The sequence below is a fragment of the Bacillus sp. J33 genome (assembly GCF_000518885.1).
GTDB lineage: Bacteria > Bacillota > Bacilli > Bacillales > Cytobacillaceae > Cytobacillus.
In genome coordinates, this window is sequence record NZ_JAEL01000065.1 from 14,588 (window position 1) to 32,267 (window position 17,680).

13 protein-coding genes and 2 pseudogenes are annotated in these 17,680 nt (G+C 38.8%); 10 read left to right on the plus strand and 5 right to left on the minus strand.

Annotated features, from left to right (window positions below):
* The first annotated feature begins 195 nt into the window (after positions 1-195).
* The gene (locus tag L634_RS0117760; protein WP_026583617.1) at positions 196-1,479 is read left to right on the plus strand and encodes a GntP family permease; all 1,284 of its coding nucleotides are present in this window, start codon (positions 196-198) and stop codon (positions 1,477-1,479) included.
* Between the two features lie 98 nt (positions 1,480-1,577).
* A complete protein-coding gene (locus tag L634_RS0117765; RefSeq protein ID WP_026583618.1) occupies positions 1,578-2,972 on the plus strand; it encodes a sigma-54 interaction domain-containing protein in 1,395 nt (464 codons plus the stop codon).
* A 7-nt stretch (positions 2,973-2,979) separates the two neighbouring features.
* Here L634_RS0117765 and L634_RS0117770 read toward each other — a convergent pair whose 3' ends face one another.
* Both L634_RS0117770 and L634_RS0117775 read right to left on the minus strand, forming a co-directional pair.
* A complete protein-coding gene (locus L634_RS0117770; RefSeq protein ID WP_026583619.1) occupies positions 2,980-3,486 on the minus strand; it encodes a sigma-70 family RNA polymerase sigma factor in 507 nt (168 codons plus the stop codon).
* Between the two features lie 194 nt (positions 3,487-3,680).
* Complete coding sequence (locus L634_RS0117775; protein WP_026583620.1) at positions 3,681-4,493, minus strand: hypothetical protein; 813 nt, start codon at positions 4,491-4,493, stop codon at positions 3,681-3,683.
* 1,180 nt (positions 4,494-5,673) lie between these two features.
* Between L634_RS0117775 and L634_RS0117780 the strand changes: the two genes are divergently transcribed.
* The 4 genes and pseudogenes from L634_RS0117780 (at position 5,674) to L634_RS0117800 (ending at position 10,136) form a co-directional block, all read left to right on the plus strand.
* On the plus strand, positions 5,674-6,081 hold the full coding sequence (locus L634_RS0117780) for a hypothetical protein (protein ID WP_026583621.1): 408 nt from the start codon (positions 5,674-5,676) through the stop codon (positions 6,079-6,081).
* A 785-nt stretch (positions 6,082-6,866) separates the two neighbouring features.
* Positions 6,867-7,030, plus strand: a pseudogene (locus tag L634_RS34380) (DUF2197 domain-containing protein).
* A gap of 404 nt (positions 7,031-7,434) precedes the next feature.
* Positions 7,435-8,181 (plus strand): ABC transporter ATP-binding protein, encoded by a 747-nt coding sequence (locus L634_RS0117795; RefSeq protein ID WP_026583623.1) that lies wholly within the window; start codon positions 7,435-7,437, stop codon positions 8,179-8,181.
* The gene (locus tag L634_RS0117800; protein ID WP_026583624.1) at positions 8,178-10,136 is read left to right on the plus strand and encodes an ABC transporter permease; all 1,959 of its coding nucleotides are present in this window, start codon (positions 8,178-8,180) and stop codon (positions 10,134-10,136) included. Before L634_RS0117795 ends, L634_RS0117800 begins: the two co-directional genes overlap by 4 nt.
* A 40-nt stretch (positions 10,137-10,176) precedes the next feature.
* Here L634_RS0117800 and L634_RS0117805 read toward each other — a convergent pair whose 3' ends face one another.
* A complete protein-coding gene (locus L634_RS0117805) occupies positions 10,177-11,187 on the minus strand; it encodes a sensor histidine kinase (RefSeq protein WP_026583625.1) in 1,011 nt (336 codons plus the stop codon).
* A complete protein-coding gene (locus L634_RS0117810) occupies positions 11,184-11,858 on the minus strand; it encodes a response regulator transcription factor (RefSeq protein WP_026583626.1) in 675 nt (224 codons plus the stop codon). The genes L634_RS0117805 and L634_RS0117810 overlap by 4 nt, the downstream gene beginning before the upstream one ends.
* A gap of 184 nt (positions 11,859-12,042) precedes the next feature.
* Between L634_RS0117810 and L634_RS0117815 the strand changes: the two genes are divergently transcribed.
* Complete coding sequence (locus L634_RS0117815; protein ID WP_026583627.1) at positions 12,043-12,636, plus strand: dienelactone hydrolase family protein; 594 nt, start codon at positions 12,043-12,045, stop codon at positions 12,634-12,636.
* 383 nt (positions 12,637-13,019) lie between these two features.
* Here L634_RS0117815 and L634_RS0117820 read toward each other — a convergent pair whose 3' ends face one another.
* Positions 13,020-14,267 carry a cytochrome P450 gene (locus L634_RS0117820; RefSeq protein ID WP_026583628.1) on the minus strand — a complete coding sequence of 416 codons (1,248 nt, stop codon included), beginning with the start codon at positions 14,265-14,267 and terminating at the stop codon, positions 13,020-13,022.
* Positions 14,268-14,622: 355 nt separating this feature from the next.
* Here L634_RS0117820 and L634_RS0117825 point away from each other — a divergent pair, with 355 nt between their 5' ends.
* From L634_RS0117825 to L634_RS0117835, 3 genes and pseudogenes are all read left to right on the plus strand, one after another.
* Positions 14,623-15,201, plus strand: coding sequence for a PadR family transcriptional regulator (locus L634_RS0117825; RefSeq protein WP_026583629.1), 579 nt, complete (start codon positions 14,623-14,625; stop codon positions 15,199-15,201).
* A gap of 374 nt (positions 15,202-15,575) precedes the next feature.
* A pseudogene (locus L634_RS31350) lies at positions 15,576-16,771 on the plus strand (aminotransferase-like domain-containing protein).
* A gap of 141 nt (positions 16,772-16,912) precedes the next feature.
* Complete coding sequence (locus L634_RS0117835) at positions 16,913-17,206, plus strand: antibiotic biosynthesis monooxygenase family protein (protein WP_026583630.1); 294 nt, start codon at positions 16,913-16,915, stop codon at positions 17,204-17,206.
* Positions 17,207-17,680 lie beyond the last annotated feature (474 nt).

Here is a 17,680-nt window from a genome sequence, read left to right on the forward strand (position 1 = left end):
GGGCATTTACGGGCAGTTGATCCCCCATTTTAGAACAATCTTTGGCATTCAAACTCTTAAACTGGGGTTCTTACTGCCCGTTAATGCGGGATATAACTACATGAGAATGATATGCAGGCATGTTGCATAGTCCGCGCTATAAGAATCAGTCTATGCAAATGCTCGCATATTAACTACTGCATAAGAGGTGAAATGATGTTTGGAATCATATTAGGGTTAATTGTCTTGATGGTTTTGGCTTACTTTGGCTGGTCGATTATCTGGGTCGCGCCAATTGCAGCAGGCGTCGTGGCTTTAACAGGCGGACTTGATCTGCTTGATGCCTATACAAACACATATATGAGCGGGTTTGTTAATTTTGCGGAACAATGGTTTCCTGTCTTTATGCTGAGCGCCATTTTCGGTAAGTTGATGGAAGACACAGGCATGGCTAAATCGATTGCTGTTGTTCTTTCCAAATGGATGGGGACGAAACGTGCGATACTTGGTGTCATTTTGTCCTGCGGTGTGCTGACATATGGCGGCATCAGTTTGTTCGTTGTGGTCTTTGCGGTTTATCCGCTTGCTTTATCACTGTTCAGAGAAGCAAATATTAGCCGGAGAATCATGCCAGCTACGATTGCATTGGGTTCCTTTACGTTCACAATGACAGCGCTTCCGGGAACGCCGCAAATCCAGAACCTTATTCCAATGCCATATTTCCAGACAGATGCGATGGCAGCTCCCATTATGGGGATTGTGTCGGCGTTGATTATGGGTGCAGGCGGTTATTGGTATTTGCTTTATAGGCAAAAGCAGCTTGCGAAAAATGGCAAGGTGTTTACGGAGCCAAAAGATAACAGCCTGCTTGATGTCTCAGAACATGCACCAAATGTTTTTCTATCACTGCTTCCACTGTTAACGGTATTATTAACGCTTAATCTATTGGATTGGCATATCGTGGTAGCATTGCTTTCAGGTATCATGTTGATCTTGTTATTGAACATTACGAAAATCAAAGGGTTTGTTAAAGCAATCAACGGCGGTGCAGCCGGGTCGATTACAGCCATCATCAATACAAGTGCTGCCGTTGGATTTGGCACAGTTGTACAGGCTGTTCCAGGTTTTAAAAAGATTACAGAGCTATTGATGAATATACCAGGCAACCCGCTGATCTCTGAAGCTGTTGCGATCAACCTGCTGGCTGGTGCTACAGGTTCAGCATCAGGCGGAATGGGAATTGCTCTTGAAGCATTAGGAAAACAATATTTTGAAATTTCACAAGCGACTGGCATTAATCCGGAAGCATTCCACCGCATTGCCTCTTTATCATCCGGCGGACTGGATGTTCTTCCGCATAATGGGGCTGTATTGACGCTATTAACCATCACAGGCTTATCGCATAAAGAGAGCTACCGTGATATTGCGGTTGTCGGGATTGTTATTCCGATTATTGCAACTGCTGCAGCGATTGTGCTTGCGGCAATGGGAATCTATTAATGATGAATTGGAGGCTGTCGGAGAGGGCAGCTTCTTCTTTTTGAATGAAAATTTGATATAATGACTATTTAAGAGGCGTTGGAACGGGGTGTGATGGTATGAAGCTTCCTTATGAGTGGTTAGAGGAGATTATTTCTTTATGTATCGAACGTATTGTCGTCGTTGACCATGAAGGGATCATTGTTTATATTGATTCAGCTTATTGTGAATTCATAGGAATCCCCTTCGAAGAAGCAGTTGGGCAGCCCGCTCAAGATGTAATTATGAATACGCGCATGCACATTGTCGCAAAAACAGGCGAAAAAGAATTGGAAGACCTTCAGCCCATTAACGGAAGTGTCATGATTGCAAACCGCTATCCCATTGTCATCGGCGGGGAGTTAGTCGGAGCTTTAGGGACGGTGATGTTTCCTGATCCGGATAACCTCAGGCACTTTAAAAATAAAATGAATAACCTGATGGAAGAATTGAACTTTTATAAAAATAAAGCCATTAATGAGCTGAAAAGCAAGTATACATTTGATGATCTTGTTGGCAGAAGCCCTCTGTTTACTTCAGCAAAACGGATGGGTGAGAAGGTTGCCGGGGGTGATTCTTCTATTTTGATTACCGGAGAATCCGGCACGGGAAAAGAATTATTTGCCCATGCCATTCATCACAGCAGCATGCGAAGCCATTTTCCGTTTGTTCCTGTAAACTGCGCTTCTATTCCGGAAGCTTTATTTGAATCCGAGTTTTTTGGATATGATGAAGGAGCTTTTACAGGGGCTGTAAAAGGCGGGAAAGAAGGCTTATTTAAAGTGGCTGACAAGGGAACGATTTTTTTGGACGAAATTGGGGAAATGCCGCTTAGCATGCAAAGCAAGTTATTAAGAGCCCTGCAGGAAAAAGAAATTCAGCCGGTTGGCGGGCAGAAGGCGATTCCTGTTGATGTCAGAATCATCGCAGCAACAAACCGGGATTTACTCCAAATGGCTGAAGACGGCACATTCAGGCAGGATCTATACTACAGGCTAAATGTGATTAACATCGAAATTCCTCCTTTAAGAAAAAGGAAAGAAGATATTGAAATGATTGCGAAAAATCTGTTGCATAAGCTGGAGAGGAAATTTTACCGGAGCGGAACAGCCATTTCCCCCGAAGCGATTGAAAAATTGACGGCACACAAATGGCCTGGAAATGTCCGTGAACTGGAGAATGTACTCGAAAGAGCCATCAATGTGGTCGATGGCTCCGAAATCGAGGTATCACACCTGCCGCTTTATATTGCAGATCAAGAGGTAAAGGGAAAAGTGCAGGATTCAAGAGTTTCTCCTTTACCTGATTCCTCGGCTGCAATAGTCGAGCCTTTGAAGGATACAATAGAAAAAGCTGAAAAAAAAGCGATCCTGCATGCCCTGCATGTCACGGAAGGGAATAAATTGGAAGCTGCTAAACTCCTGGGAATTGGAAAAACGAAATTTTACGATAAATGCAAGCTTTTTGGTATATGATTATTGTTTATGAAAAATGAGCATTTAAATAGCTGCTATAGATGACTTTTAACTTCTCCCGGGCACCCTGTCGCCAGTTTTTCACTGCTGACAGGGTGACTTGTTCTTTATCGGCAATTTCCCTGACTGTCATTTGATCACACAACGTATACTCCAGCCATTTTCGCTGGTTGGCTGAAAGAGTTCCGCAGGTCGAAAGCAATTCCTGAAGCAGCTCAGTGCCGCTTAAATCTGAAGTTTCTGCGGTGATCTCCCAGAATTCTTCTTTCGGATAGACATACTGCGCCTTTTGGTTTGCTTCTTTTGTTAACTCGGTCATCATTTTCCCTTTTACAAAACTATACGCATATGGTAAGAATGGCCCTTTCTCTGGATCATGCCGTTTCAAAGCTCTCCAGAGTGCAATCAGCCCCAGCTGATAGAACTCATCTCTGTTTTTATAAATCCTCAGTCTGTTCATGATTTTATGGATCATCGGTTCATATTGTGCTGCAATTTGTTCAAAGCTCTCCACGTTAATAACCTTTCTGGAAAGCGCGCTCTCTTTGTATTCCCGGGTAGCTCTAACATAGCGGGAATAAGCAGTTTTTGCGAATCGAAAAAAAGTCGAGTTTCGGGGAGTTTACCCCCTAAACTCCCGGGTTTAGGTACCAAACTTCCGGATTAAGGGGGGTAAACTTGCCAACTTTCGGGGGAAATTCACTTTTTTTATTTTTTGTAAAAAAAGTTGATGCATAAGTCATCCTGATCTGCTGTAAAGCCCATTTCAAACAACTCTTCGAAGTAAAGCTCCTCCAATTTTTTATTCAAAATGCCGTAGAAGTATGCGATCGGTTTTGCTACAGTGCTGGCTTTCATTTTGCGGATCAGCTGCTTAAAGGAATGAATGGCTATGTCGAGGAGTCCGGTTTTGTCTTGTTCCCGGTTGTTTTTGTAGCCTGCGATGGCCGTCATCCTCCAAAACTCTTCAATTTGTCTGGCTTCAGGAAAAAAGTACTTCACAGCGTCGGCAAATGGTTTTGGAACCCGATCACTAGTAAAAGTATGATCGAGCGCGGTTTTGCTACGTTTAGTATTCTCTTGACTTTTACTAGTTTTAGAAAGATTGATAGTTTTATTTGGGTGGTCCATTTTTTTCTCCTTAGGTGGTTCACTGTTAGGAAAACAATTGAAAATGTAGAGGTTGCTGGATTGCGAACCGTTTTTCCTTTCTGTTTCATAGACTGTAAAAATGCCTAGCTCAGCTGCTTTTACGATCATTCTTTTAAACGTGGAACGGGAAATTCCGTTGCCGCTGTATTCTTCGTGAATGGCTTTTAGAACGGTCCCGATCTTGGCATTGGACACTCCCGGAACCTTGGCTGCAAAACGGGCCAGCCGCTTTAACCCTATCAGTTCTCCTTTCGAAAACTTGTCCTTATTTACCGCAAGCCACATCTCCAAATGAGCATTAAACTCCTGCAGGTTTTTAAACTGCGAAAACTTATCAAACTGGTCAACACTGCCTGATTTTAAATTCATTTTAATGCACCGCCCTTTCACCTTTATATATAGAAATGAAATGGGAAAAAGGGCAGGGTGAATTTCGGGAAGTTGTGACGAAATAGTGAACAGTTAGGGTATTACTAGGAACAGGAAAAGGTAGTTTTGGGTTATAAGATTTAGGCGATATGTGAGAGTGATGGATGAGTGGATGTCATGGGTGGTTCATGGGGACGATGATAGAGGTACAGGGAAGAAAAAGGTCGCCATAAAAGGATCATGGCGACGTTAAAAGAGGCGGAGGGAAGAAAAAGGTCGTCATAAGAGGTTCATGACGACGTAAATGGAAGCGGAGGGAAGAAAAAGGTCGCCATAAGAGGTTCATGGCGACTTTAAAAGAGGCGGAAGGAAGAAAAGGGTCGCCATAAAAGGATCATGGCGACGTAAATGGAAGCAGAGGGAAGAAAAAGGTCGCCATAAGAGGTTCATGGCGACTTTAAAAGAGGCGGAAGGAAGAAAAGGGTCGCCATAAAAGGATCATGGTGACGTTAATGGAAGCGGAGGGAAGAAAAAGGTCGTCATAAGAGGTTCATGGCGACGTAAATGGAAGCGCAGGGAAGAAAAAGGTCGCCATAAGAGTTTCATGGCGACGTAAATGGAAGCGCAGGTAAGAAAAAGGTCGCCATAAAAGGATCATGTCGACGTTAATGGAAGCGGAGGGAAGAAAAAGGTAGCTATAAAAGATTCATGTCGACATTAATAGTGGCCCAGGGAAGAATAACGTCGATATAGAAGTTCACGGCAACCTTGAAGGATAAGAAGCAGTGAAAAATATAGCCCATGATGAAAACAATCGCAAAGTCAGATTACCTGTTCGGGATTGGGATTCAAGCGGTCATAAACAAAAACAAATACTTAATCAACACCCTTGACAATGATAATCATTTTCACTTAAACTGTTCTTATTAGTGATAATCATTATCAATTATACAAGTCTACATAAAAAGTAAAACTTAATAAAAAATCAGCTGACCAAAGGGAGGGGATGAAATCGCCTGCACTCTATATGTGTGATTGGTGTGGTTTTATTGAAGAGAATGAGGATCAAGATCAGCATTTTCAATGCCCTTGCTGCGGGTTAGATGACATCGAAGCTGCTGAAAGCTCATAAGGAAAAAAAATGCACGATCTATTAATTTTGTTAAAGGGAGAGAAGAACATGAATGAACATTATATTGCTATAAACACATTTCAACATGATATTGATTGCTTTTGTCCTGATGATTATCATGCATTCTCGATCACGCTCCAAAAAGGAGATCTAATCGAAGTCACCCCTGAACGCAAATTTACGATGGCAAAGGGATGGTATACTTTCGTTGTCATTAATGAGCAACATGCCTTTTATATGGCCATGGAAGATTTGGAGCAGTATATATTAAATGAAAACATCAAATCAATGCTGGACATAGACTTGAAAATAAACTATCTGCAATATAAGATCGATCAAGACCTTGAAAGCGGAGACAAAGCATCCTTTGCCAGGCACACTAACCTTCTAAGCGAAACACGAAAACTTAAAGAGGAACTGGAAAATTATTTTAATGATATAACTTTGTTAAATTAATTTATGAGGAATTTTCCAAAAGTGAGAAGTTCCCAAACCCTTTGAATTCATAAGGGGAGAAAACGTCGAGCCGTGCCGCCATTTATTTAGGGAAACTCCCTGTAAAAAATTTGGATGAATGATTGAATATTTTTTATGTTAAACCCTTTAAGTTTATCTTCTTAAAGGGTTTTTTGGCTGATAAAAGCTAGTCATAGTAAATAGCCCAATAGCCAGGAGCGGGATGCGCACTCCTCCAACTCGGTTAATCAACAATATAGATACTTGTAATTTTGTGTTAAAATCAAGTTGAAGCATGTTAAGCATTTAATGAACTATCGAGCAGGATATCAATGAAAGATTATGGGAGCAGCTAGAATAAATCATGAAGAGATATAAGCTAAAAAATCATTTTAAGGGTTTAAAAAAGGGAACACAATTCTATTTAATTGCTGAATCTGAATTTATAGGAATCAAAGATTTTGTTTTGCGAACGAAAGACTTATCGATCAGGATTTCCATTAATGAAAGGGAGCTTCGTAAGAATTTTACTTTATTGGATTCATAAAACAGGGAAATAGTATAGTGGCGATATTTAACAAGCTGTACTCCATTTAATGTGAAAATCGTCAATTTTCCCCGTAATCTGCACGGGTTATGGCATTAACCATCAGGCTTGCAATTGATGGATTCACAATTGAATTAATGAGGAACCCCCAGTTAGATGTTAAGGAATATATTCAAGAGCTATTAACCATTTTCGATAAGTCCGCTATAAGGTAATGTGTCACTTATGGGGATAAATAATAATTTACTATGAGTTGCTTTGCTATAGCTGCAAAAAAATATTCAGATTATACGAAGAAACCCTGGAGTATAAACTATTTAAGGAAAAAAGAGCAAAATATTTTGCTGCGAAGATTGCAGCCATAAGATACGCATTGAAGCAATAAAAAATTTTTTTAGATAGGAATCATTCAGCAGAATAAAAGCTAACTTGGAAAAGAGAAATGCAAACTCAATAACGGAAGAAAATGACAAGTGAAAGGCACCATCCAGATTCAGGATGGTGCCTTTTGATTTTCCAAAAGTCTTATGAGGTTAGAAAGTGAGCATTCTATAATAAGATGGGAACTGTTTTCCGGACCATCCATTTCGTCTTATCGAAAGTGACAAAACTGTCACCTTACATCATGTTACTTCTATGGCTGGAAAGAGTGAGGCAGTTTATAGTTGTTACATAACGAAAATGTTTAGCACGAACGGCAAGGCCTTTGTTTTAACTCACACACCGCCCGTCAGGTAAAGTGGAAAATCATTTGCCAGACGGGTCTATCATAGCCGTTTAGCTTTTCTTATGAGGAGGCAGAAAAAATGAAAACCATTATACGCGCAAAAAATTTATCGAAACATTATGGAAAAGGGCTGGTATTAAAAAATATCGATTTAAATATAGAACAAGGGGAATTTACTGCGATTATGGGTCCATCCGGTTCAGGAAAATCGACATTAATGAATGTATTGTCTACGATTGATCGCTTTACAGGCGGAGAAGTATGGCTGGAGGAACAATCCTTGCTGCAATTGAACAAGAAGAATTTACGTAAATTTCGTCAGGAGAATATGGGATTTATTTTTCAGGACTATAACTTACTTGATACGTTAAACGTAAAAGAAAATATATTATTGCCGCTTTCTCTACGCAAGTTTGCTACAGAAGAAATGGAACAGCGATTAAAGAGAATTTCTGGAGCTTTACGAATTGAAGATATTCTTGATAAATATCCGCACGAAATTTCAGGGGGGCAAAAACAGCGGGCAGCAGCGGCAAGGGCCATCATTACTGAGCCGGCAATTGTTTTTGCAGATGAGCCGACAGGAGCACTTGACTCTCGTTCAGCCACACAATTATTAGAACAGTTAAATGGATTAAATGAAAAATTCCTGACAACCATTTTAATGGTCACCCATGATCCTTATGCGGCAAGCTATTGTAAACGTGTTATCTTCTTGCGTGACGGGAAAATTGTCAACGAATTGTATAAAGGAGACCAAGCGCAAAAAAAGTTTTATGACAGGATCCTTCATACTCAAAGTGTGATGGGGGGCAGCGGGGAATGAATCTGTTCCAATTAACGATCAGAAATGTACAAAGAAATTTTCGTTTGTATACCATTTACTTCCTTTCCATGATCATAGGCGTTATGATCCATTTTACTTTTTCTTCTCTTATGTATAATAAGGACATTTTGGCGGCAATCGAAAATAAAAGCAACTTTCAAACTGGTGTAACCATTTCATCTGTTGCCGTATTTTTGTTTATTATTTTCTTTATTTTATATTGCAACTCATTTTTTATGAAGCAGCGGAAAAAAGAGTTTGGGATGTATGTATTGTTTGGCATGAGTGAATGGCAAATTACTTTCATGATATTTTATGAAACGCTGATGCTTGGAGCGGTTTCATTAGTGGCTGGGATATTGCTTGGCGGGCTCTTATCGAAATTATTTGGGATGATCTTAATGAATTTAATGCAGTATGACAATGTGATCTCATTGTCATTTCCGATTGAAGCCATTGGTACGACGATCTTGCTATTTTTCCTGTTGGCCATCATTATTAGTGTACAAAGTTATTTCAATATTCGACGGGTACAATTAATAGAGCTATTCCATGCCAAAGAAAAGATGGATAAACCATTTCAATCATCTCCATTATTAGCTTTCCTATCGATCTTTTTGATAGGACTTGCAATCGTGCTGATTACCCGCGGAAAAGAGTCAAGTGTTTGGCAGGACTATACAACGATTAGCATGCTGGCAGCAACAGTTGGAATTATTTTAGGAACATACTTGTTTTTCCGCCAGTTTACGGGGTGGTTTTTAGAGGCGTTAAGAAAGAAAAAGCATTATCACGAAGGAAATTCGGTGCTATGGACATCTTCTTTACGTTTCCAAGTTAGAGGAAATACGCTAAATTTAACATTTATCGCTCTTTTTAGTGCGGTTATTATGATGTTAATATCGTTTGTGTTCATTAATTATAAAGTTCAATTTGAATCAGTAGGAAGAAATATACCAAATCATATTGCCTTTCAGTCTTTAGATGAAACAACAAACAAGGAAATTGAACAAGCCATCAAAGAGTCCAAACATGAGATTGAATACCATGAAACAATCGAAACCATAAGGGCAACGCCAAAAACAGATATAAACGCAGCCTTTGATACACATAAAATAGCAGGTCTTCTGCTTGTTTCCAATACAGATTATAATGAAATCATTTCGCTGCGCGGGGATGATGAAAAAGTAAACTTAACCGGAACAGAAGCGGTTTCTTTAGCACAAGGGGCAGATTTTCCAAAGACATATGCAGAAAATCAGCGGCCTCACTTTACGGTGAACACAAAAGAGGAAACTACTTTTCAGATTGCGGAAATGAAGGATTATGCATTATTAGGGTGGGCTACTGATCCAAACACCTCGATGATCGAAAAACCCGCTGTGCTGGTGATTTCTGATGAAGCTTATAAAGAGCTGGCAGCTGCTGGTGATTCAAGATCCTTTGAAATTTATCATATTACTGATGCGAAAAATGCAGAGGAGCTGTCGGAAAAGGTACACGGAATGGTTTCAAAAACAGAAGGTGCATACTACTCCTCTTTTGCCGATGTGTATTCAAGGCAAATAGAGAATTCTGCCTTAATGTTCTTTGCGGCCATGTTTCTTGCGGTAATTGCATTGTTTGCCTTAGCAAGTGTTATTTACTTTAAGCAATTACGTGAAGCAACAGAAGAGCAGGAGCAATACCAAATTCTTCGTAAATTGGGAGTAGGGAATAAGGAGATAAAAAGTGTCATTCGGAAGCAAATGCTATTTGTTTTCTTCCCGCCTCTGATTCTAGCCCTTCTCCATGGCTGGCTAGTGATAAAATACTATATTTTAGACTCTATACAAGGCAACGATGGATTAACTGGCGCCACTCTCATTATATTTGCCGCATTCTTGATGATTTACGTATTGTTTTATGCATCAGCCACAAATATTTATTATAAAATTGTTCAGCAGAAATATTGAATATGAAAAGCGGATCAACCATCAGCGGGAGAGGTCATCCTCATTGATGGTTGATTTTTTCATGGTTATGATTCCTAATATGTAAATAAGGATCGTAATTTGTCGGGAAGTGGATGATAAATTCTGTATAAGAATTGACTTCAGATTGGCAGGTAATATAATGCCCCAGTTTATTGGATAGCTCCTGGGCTAAATACAAGCCCATTCCGGTTGATTTTGTGTAAAGCCGTCCGTTATTGCCAGTAAAGCCGCGGTTAAAAATACGGGGAAGATCCTTCGATTCAATTCCAATTCCATTATCTCGAATGATCAGCTGCTTTTCCTCCGATGTCTCCTTTGTAGAAATTGATATTTCTCCATTTTCTTCTGTGTATTTCAAGCTATTGGTCATCAGCTGATTCAAGATAAATTGCAGCCATTTGGGGTCAGTTTGAACGGCCATGGGCTGTAAAGCCAATTGAATGCGAATTTTTTTAGAAATAAATGTCTTGGAATGACCTTTTACCAATTCCTTGATGATCCTCTCCACATGGCAATTTTTGATTTCATAATCTTGGCTAAAATTATCCAATTTTGCATAATACAACGCTTGGTCTACATAGTGTTCAATTTTTTCTACCTCTTCCCGAAAGCTTTTCGGATCTATTTCTGTTTGTGACATTAAACGAAGGACTGAAATGGGTGTTTTGATCTCATGGAACCAGGAGACTATGAAATCATAGTGTTCATTTTGCTTCTCCTGAACCTCATTAAGATGCTGAATATGCATCCTTTCCATTTCTTCCATTAATTTTTGAAGTTCGTATCCTTCTAGTGAGACACTTACATGGTCTTCGTTATGCCTATTCTTTACAGCTTGGATGTTTTGATAATAGCGATAAAGGAGAAAACCGCATAGAATCAAAAGGTTTAAAAACAAAGCATAGAAAAACGTTCTCCATTCCCAATCTGTGTAAGGATCCATTAAAAATATGAAAGCCACTGTAAAAAAAGAAATGGCATGTATAAAGAGATAAGGCTTTTCAAATGAAAGAAACCGCAAAAATCTCATGGAATTAGATACCCCATTCCTTTGCGGGTGACAATAAAATCTTCTAAACCGAGCGAGGCGATTTTACGTCGGAGACGATTCACATTCACTGTTAATGTATTATCATCAATAAATTGCTCATCATTCCATAAAGCTTCCATTAATGCCTCCCTGGAAACAATTTTGCCAATTTGCCGCATCATCCGCTGTAAAATGATAAACTCGTTGCGCGAAAGTTCTGTCGTCTGCCCTTGATATTCAATCGTGGAGTTTGCAACGCGAAATACGAGTTCACGGTGAGTCAATTCCAAACTCTCTTCATCTTGATAAGTATAATTCCGGCGCAGGAGCGCTGCGACTTTTGCTACTAATATATCCAAGTCAAAAGGTTTTTGCACAAAATCATCGCCGCCCATATTAATAGCCATAATAATATCCATATTTTGATTTCTTGAAGATAGAAAGATAATTGGAACTTTGGAAACGGTTCGGATTTTTTGACACCAAAAAAAGCCATCCAGGACTGGCAAATTAATATCTAATAAAACCAAATGAGGCTGGACTTTTTCAAATTCAGCTAGCACGTCATCAAAATTGATCACTTCAAATACATTATATTTCCATTTTTTTAAGGAATCGGCTACAATATTCCTAATTTTTTCATCATCTTCGACAATCATGATCTTAAACATTGGAACCCGCCTTTATTTTTTATGTATGGCACTTTATAAGGAATACATGAACAGAATATCATAGGAAGTGATTATGGAATAGTAAATGCGATATTTTTATCATGCTCTGAAGGCCTTATTGCAAAATACATTTTGTTTGTTAATAACCTTATAAAAAAGGGGAAAAATCTATAGGAGGTATAAGTTGATCAACATACATAAAAGATCAAATACTGTAATCATTGTAGTTCATGAAATCTATGGGATTAACCGGCATATGAAGAATGTTTGTCAATCATTATCAGAAAAGAAGTTTGATGTTATTTGTCCTAATTTATTAAAACAAGAAGAACCATTTAATTATTCCCAAGAGGAAGCTGCTTATCAGAATTTTATGGAGAACATAGGTTTTACGAATGCTTCTGACAAAATTAAAAGTGTAGTATTTGATATGAAAGATAAATATGAAAAAGTATATATTGCTGGGTTTAGTGTCGGGGCAACCATTGCTTGGCTGTGCAGTGAGGTAGATTGTCTCGATGGAATAGTCGGATACTATGGTTCACGAATTAGGAGCTATTTGGGAATAAACCCTTTATGTCCAACAATGCTATTCTTCCCGGAAAGAGAGCAATCTTTTCATGTTGACGAATTAATTTTAAGCTTAAAAGAAAAGAATATTGAGGTGTATAAATTTAGCGGACAACATGGGTTTAGTGATCCATATTCTCCAAAATATAATGTGAATTCAGAGTATGAAGCATATAACAGGATGGTTGATTTCTTTCTAAAACATTGATTATCTCAATAATATCCGGGATCTGCTTATTAAGGTTCTTGTTTTGCAGGATAAGTCAGATGGGACAATGGCTTTCAAATGGAATAATGCAATGGGAGTCTCCAAAGTTGGGGACTTCTTAGTGTTTTCAGAATTTTAAAGAGTAATTGGCAGAGCATATCAGGCAAGAAGGGTACAATTAATAGTAGAAATTGTAGGCTTAAAAGCAAAAGCTATCGTCCTGTTCCAGTAAGGAGAATGTATATTCCAATGCTCGACTCAAACTAGAAAAGACCATTGGGAATACCTGAAGGCTGATTAAAATAGTTAGATATTTAACTAAAGAAATAATAAAAAGAGAACAACAGAAGTAATCTGGTGTTCCCGAATTCAAGTGACATATCTTATTGACTTTTAAATCCTTCCCTATAAACCCTCAACGGCAGATAAGTTAAGGACTGTCCCGTAGCTGAAGCAGTTAAATTTTTTTCTAATTCAAACCCTTCTACTGGTTCGATACGAGAAAACTTTTGTACGAATGCCTCTAGTGCAATTTTCATTTCTAATCGTGCAAGAGGTGCACCTAAACAGAAATGCGGGCCATTTCCGAATGTGAGATGCTTTTTATTATTTGCACGATGAATGTCGATAGAGAAAGGATCGCTATACATGCTTTCATCCAAATTGGAGGCGCTCATCCAGGCAATGACTACATCTCCTTTTTTTAAGTCAACCCCTAGCAAATTATTATCTTGTTTGACCGTACGATCTCTTTTGGAAATATGGAAACGATATCGAAGCATTTCTTCAACAGCTTTCGGGACTAATTGCAAATTATTTCTTAGTTCTCCATATAATGACTTGTCATCATAGAGCAAGGAATAGAATGTATTGGCAATCGCATGGCTGGTTGTTTCGACCCCAGCACCTAAAAGCATCATGGTGGTGTGGACAATCTCTTCATCCGTCAGCCTTTCGCCTTCTACTTCAGCTTGGATTAAGTCAGAGATAATATCATCGGAAAGGTTTGAACGTTTTTGAACAACAATCGGGTAGAGAAATTGGAAATATTCTTTGGCAGCATTTTGTTTGGCCAGCTCTATGTCTTCCAGCTTTTCTTTGTCATAAGGCTGGAAAAGGATATCAATCCATTTTTTGAACTGATCCCTGTCTTGTACCGACACCCCAAATAAATCTGCTATCACCAGGCTGGGCAAAGGGGCAGCCAAGGCTTCAACAATATTGACAGTAGAGTTTTCTTGTATGCCGTCTACAAGTTCAGTTGCAATCTGTTGAATACGAGGTTCCCAGATCTTCAAACTGCGGGGAGTGAAAGCTGCCGATAACAAGGAGCGTACCTTCCGATGTTGAGGTGGATCTAATAATGTAATTTTCACAATAGGAGAAGTTTTTTCTTGTTTGTTATCCCCTACAAAAATGGTTGTTCTAGGGCCTTCACTTGAAAAGAATTCATAGTTGCTTAACACCTGTTTACAATCTTCATATTTAAATACATTCCATGTATTCGTTTTTTCATGAAAATAAACAGGATGATTGTGAAGCATTTCCTTATACCAATCCATCGGAAAAAATTCTTCTGTACGTGTTTGGAAATTAGGGATTTCGTTAAGTGGAATTACTTCTTGATTCATAATATTCTTATTCCTCCTTTAAATGGAATACAAAACTTACTTAGATAAATGGTTTTAAGAATAATACGATTAGCTTCTTAATTTTGTTGAAAAGTGTGATCCTTCCCTGAACACTTTCTATATTCATACTATTCTAATCAGAGTAATTTTTATAGAGTAAGATGTAATAGGACCTTGAGCCTGTATATAAATGGCATTTATTTTTATGGCGTAATGGCTTTTTGAAAAAAATTTGACTTATAGGAAAAGTAACAATTAGCTGGGGAGAAAAAAGAGTCTTTGAAGTATGTTGAGGCTTAATATGATAAAATTTAAGGGTTAAAGAATAGATTCATGATCAGAAAGGAGAATCCCCTTGTCTCTTTCACTATTTATACTCGGCAGTTTAGCTGATGAAAATAGCCATCCATATAAACTAAAGAAAATTTTACAAGATGCGCTGCCTATAAATAAAATAAGCGAAGGAAAATTTTACTATAATTTTGAGGCACTGCAGAAAAAAGGGCTGATTGAACCTGTCGAAACCATTCAAAAAGAAAATCGTCCAAACAAAACCCTGTACAGGATTACTCAGGGTGGAAGACAATTTCTTGAACAAGAGATTTACGACAGTTTTAAAAATGTTTCAAAATTGGAAGATCTATACATCTCCATTTATCTTCTGAAATATATTGATCCAATTAAAGCAGCTTATTTCCTGGAGGATGCGATAAAACAAGAAAAGAGACGTTGGGCTGAATATAGAGAGGCTAAGAATAAACAAGAATTCAAAAAACGACTTGAATTACTAGATGATAAACAGCAGATGGCCCTGCAATTTATTAGTGAACATGCATTCAGCCAGTCAGACCAAAATATTCTCTGGATGGAAAAGCTCTTAACTTTTTTAAAGCAGATTGAGATTGAAATAGATAGAGGGGTGCCAAAAGCCTAGCTTTTGGCACCCCTCTATCTCATTCTTTATTCAATGACAGGTTTACTTTAACGTTCATCGTTTCACCTTTAACAAAACACCATTCCCTTAAATGGAATGAGTGCAGTAACAGAGCAAATTCTGCCTCATGCATTGCTCTATTGTTTAATATAGGACATGGTTAGTAATCTAAGGCATCTATATATTTAGGTTCTTGCTTGCGGGATAAGTCAGATGGGACAAATGCTTTCAAATGGAGTAATGCACTGGGAGTCTCCAAAGTTAGGGACTCCTTTATATTTTCAGAATTTTAAGTGGAATTGGTAGAGCATATCAGGCAAGAAGGGTAAAATTAATAGTAGAAACTAACACAATGTGAAAGGTGATGGATTGTAGTGAATGTAGCATCTTTTTTTCCTGAAAACATCAAGCAGCACTTAAGAATACCCCGCCTGGCGAGTGGATTCCCGATCTTCCAGACGATTGCATTCGTCTGCATTCCGGATATCCGCCACCATCTCTTGTTCCAGTTGAGGAGCTAAAGGAAGCAGTTGTCAGTCTATTGGATGTAGAGAAGGATTTACCGCTCCATTATATTGGAAGTCCGGGAATTGCAATGCTGAAGGAACAGATTCAAGAAAGATTGGAAGAGCGCGGCATTTCGGTTTCAGGAGAAGAGCTGTTAATAACCTCCGGCGCTTGTCAGGCAATCGATTTGATTGCCCGCATTTTCCTTGATGAGGATACAATCGTGGCGGTAGAGTCTCCCACTTATATGGAGGCTTTGGAAATTTTTCAGAATTATACGAAGCAAATTATCAGTATTCCGGTAGATGAGCATGGACTTCAAACCGATGTATTAGAAGAGGTTTTAGCCAAAAGGAAACGAAGCGGGCTAGCCCAGCCGCGTTTTCTATATATCATTCCAACCTTTCAAAATCCTACAGGGACGACTATGACAGCAGAGCGGAGGCAGCATGTATTGGAACTAGCCGACAGCTATAATTTTTTCATTGTGGAGGATGATGCGTACGGGGAATTATCATTTTATAAGAATCCGCCAACACTGAAAGGAATGGATAAAAAGTCCAGAGTTCTGCATGTCGGATCGTTATCCAAGGTAGTGGCACCAGGAATGCGCATTGGGTGGATAGCTGCTTCAAGTGAAATCATTCATGCATCCGCATGGTTTAAAAAGGACCAGGGCCACCCATTTGCTCAAGCCACCATGGCTGCATACTTAGCAAACATCGATTTTAAGGAAAAACTCGTAACCTTGAGAGACACGTACCGAGCCAAATGTACCGTGATGCTCTCGGCACTGGAACAGTACCTTCCAAAATCGGTTACATGGTATTTACCAAAAGGGGGTTACTTCGTATGGGTGAAAATTCCTGGTGTCGACACATCGAAAATGCTAAAGGAGGCGATATCGGAGGGAGTATCTTTTATCCCGGGTAAATACTTTTTCCTGGACCAAATAGATGGAACCGAGTTTCTGCGCCTTTCGTTCAGTTATGAGGGTGAAAAGGAAATAGTAGAGGGAATTCAAAGGCTGGGGAGAGTCGCAGAAGCTAATCTTAGAAAATAAATAGATCTATTGATTACTGAAACTTTCATTTTTGGGTGTGGTGATGCCAAGTAAAGAAGATGAATTTATAATTTCACCATCATGCATAAGAATATAAGAAAAATTTACAAAAAAATCTACTTTAAATAGGGGGATATTTAAATGATATTAGAAGCTGTAATGTTAAAAGTTAAGGAAGGTATGGAAGAGGAATATGAAGAAGCATTTTGTGAAGCATCAAAAATTATTTCTTCAATGAAAGGGTACATATCTCACGAATTACAACGTTGTATGGAAGTTAAGGGAAAATATTTATTGCTGGTGAAGTGGGAATCATTAGAAGACCATACAGTTGGATTTAGACAATCGAAAGAGTATCAAGAATGGAAAAAACAGCTGCATCATTTCTATGAGCCATTTCCAACAGTTGAACATTTTGAAAATGTTCCTCTTTAAAAGGTTATCCGAAATCAATATTTGATTAATTCAAAAAACGCGATAATATTTACGTATAAAAGAATCGATAGGCAATGACGCCTGTTTCAATAGCTTATTATGAGCTATTGGGCAGGCGTCTTTTACATTTGGTAGTGTCAAAAGATTTATGAAAACTACCTAAAGGGTTAGTTTCTCTCCTATTTACTGGATGGAGATGCGCCGCAATCGCTCTTGACAAACACGCCAATGGTTTGAGGATTGTTTAACAAGGGCGAAGGGAACAAAAGAAGGCATACCAAATAAGCCCTTGGTTGTTTCCATTTTAAACCATTGGCAAGTTCGGTTTGTCAAGAGTTCGCTCCGCCGATTGCTGAATTAGCTTAAGGGCTCAGCTAAACAAAAAGTTAGGCTTGTCTTTGTTCTACTATCCATTGTTGTGCTAATCCAATGAGCTTTGTCCAACGTGCTGGCATTGTTGGAAGCCCCTTGAGT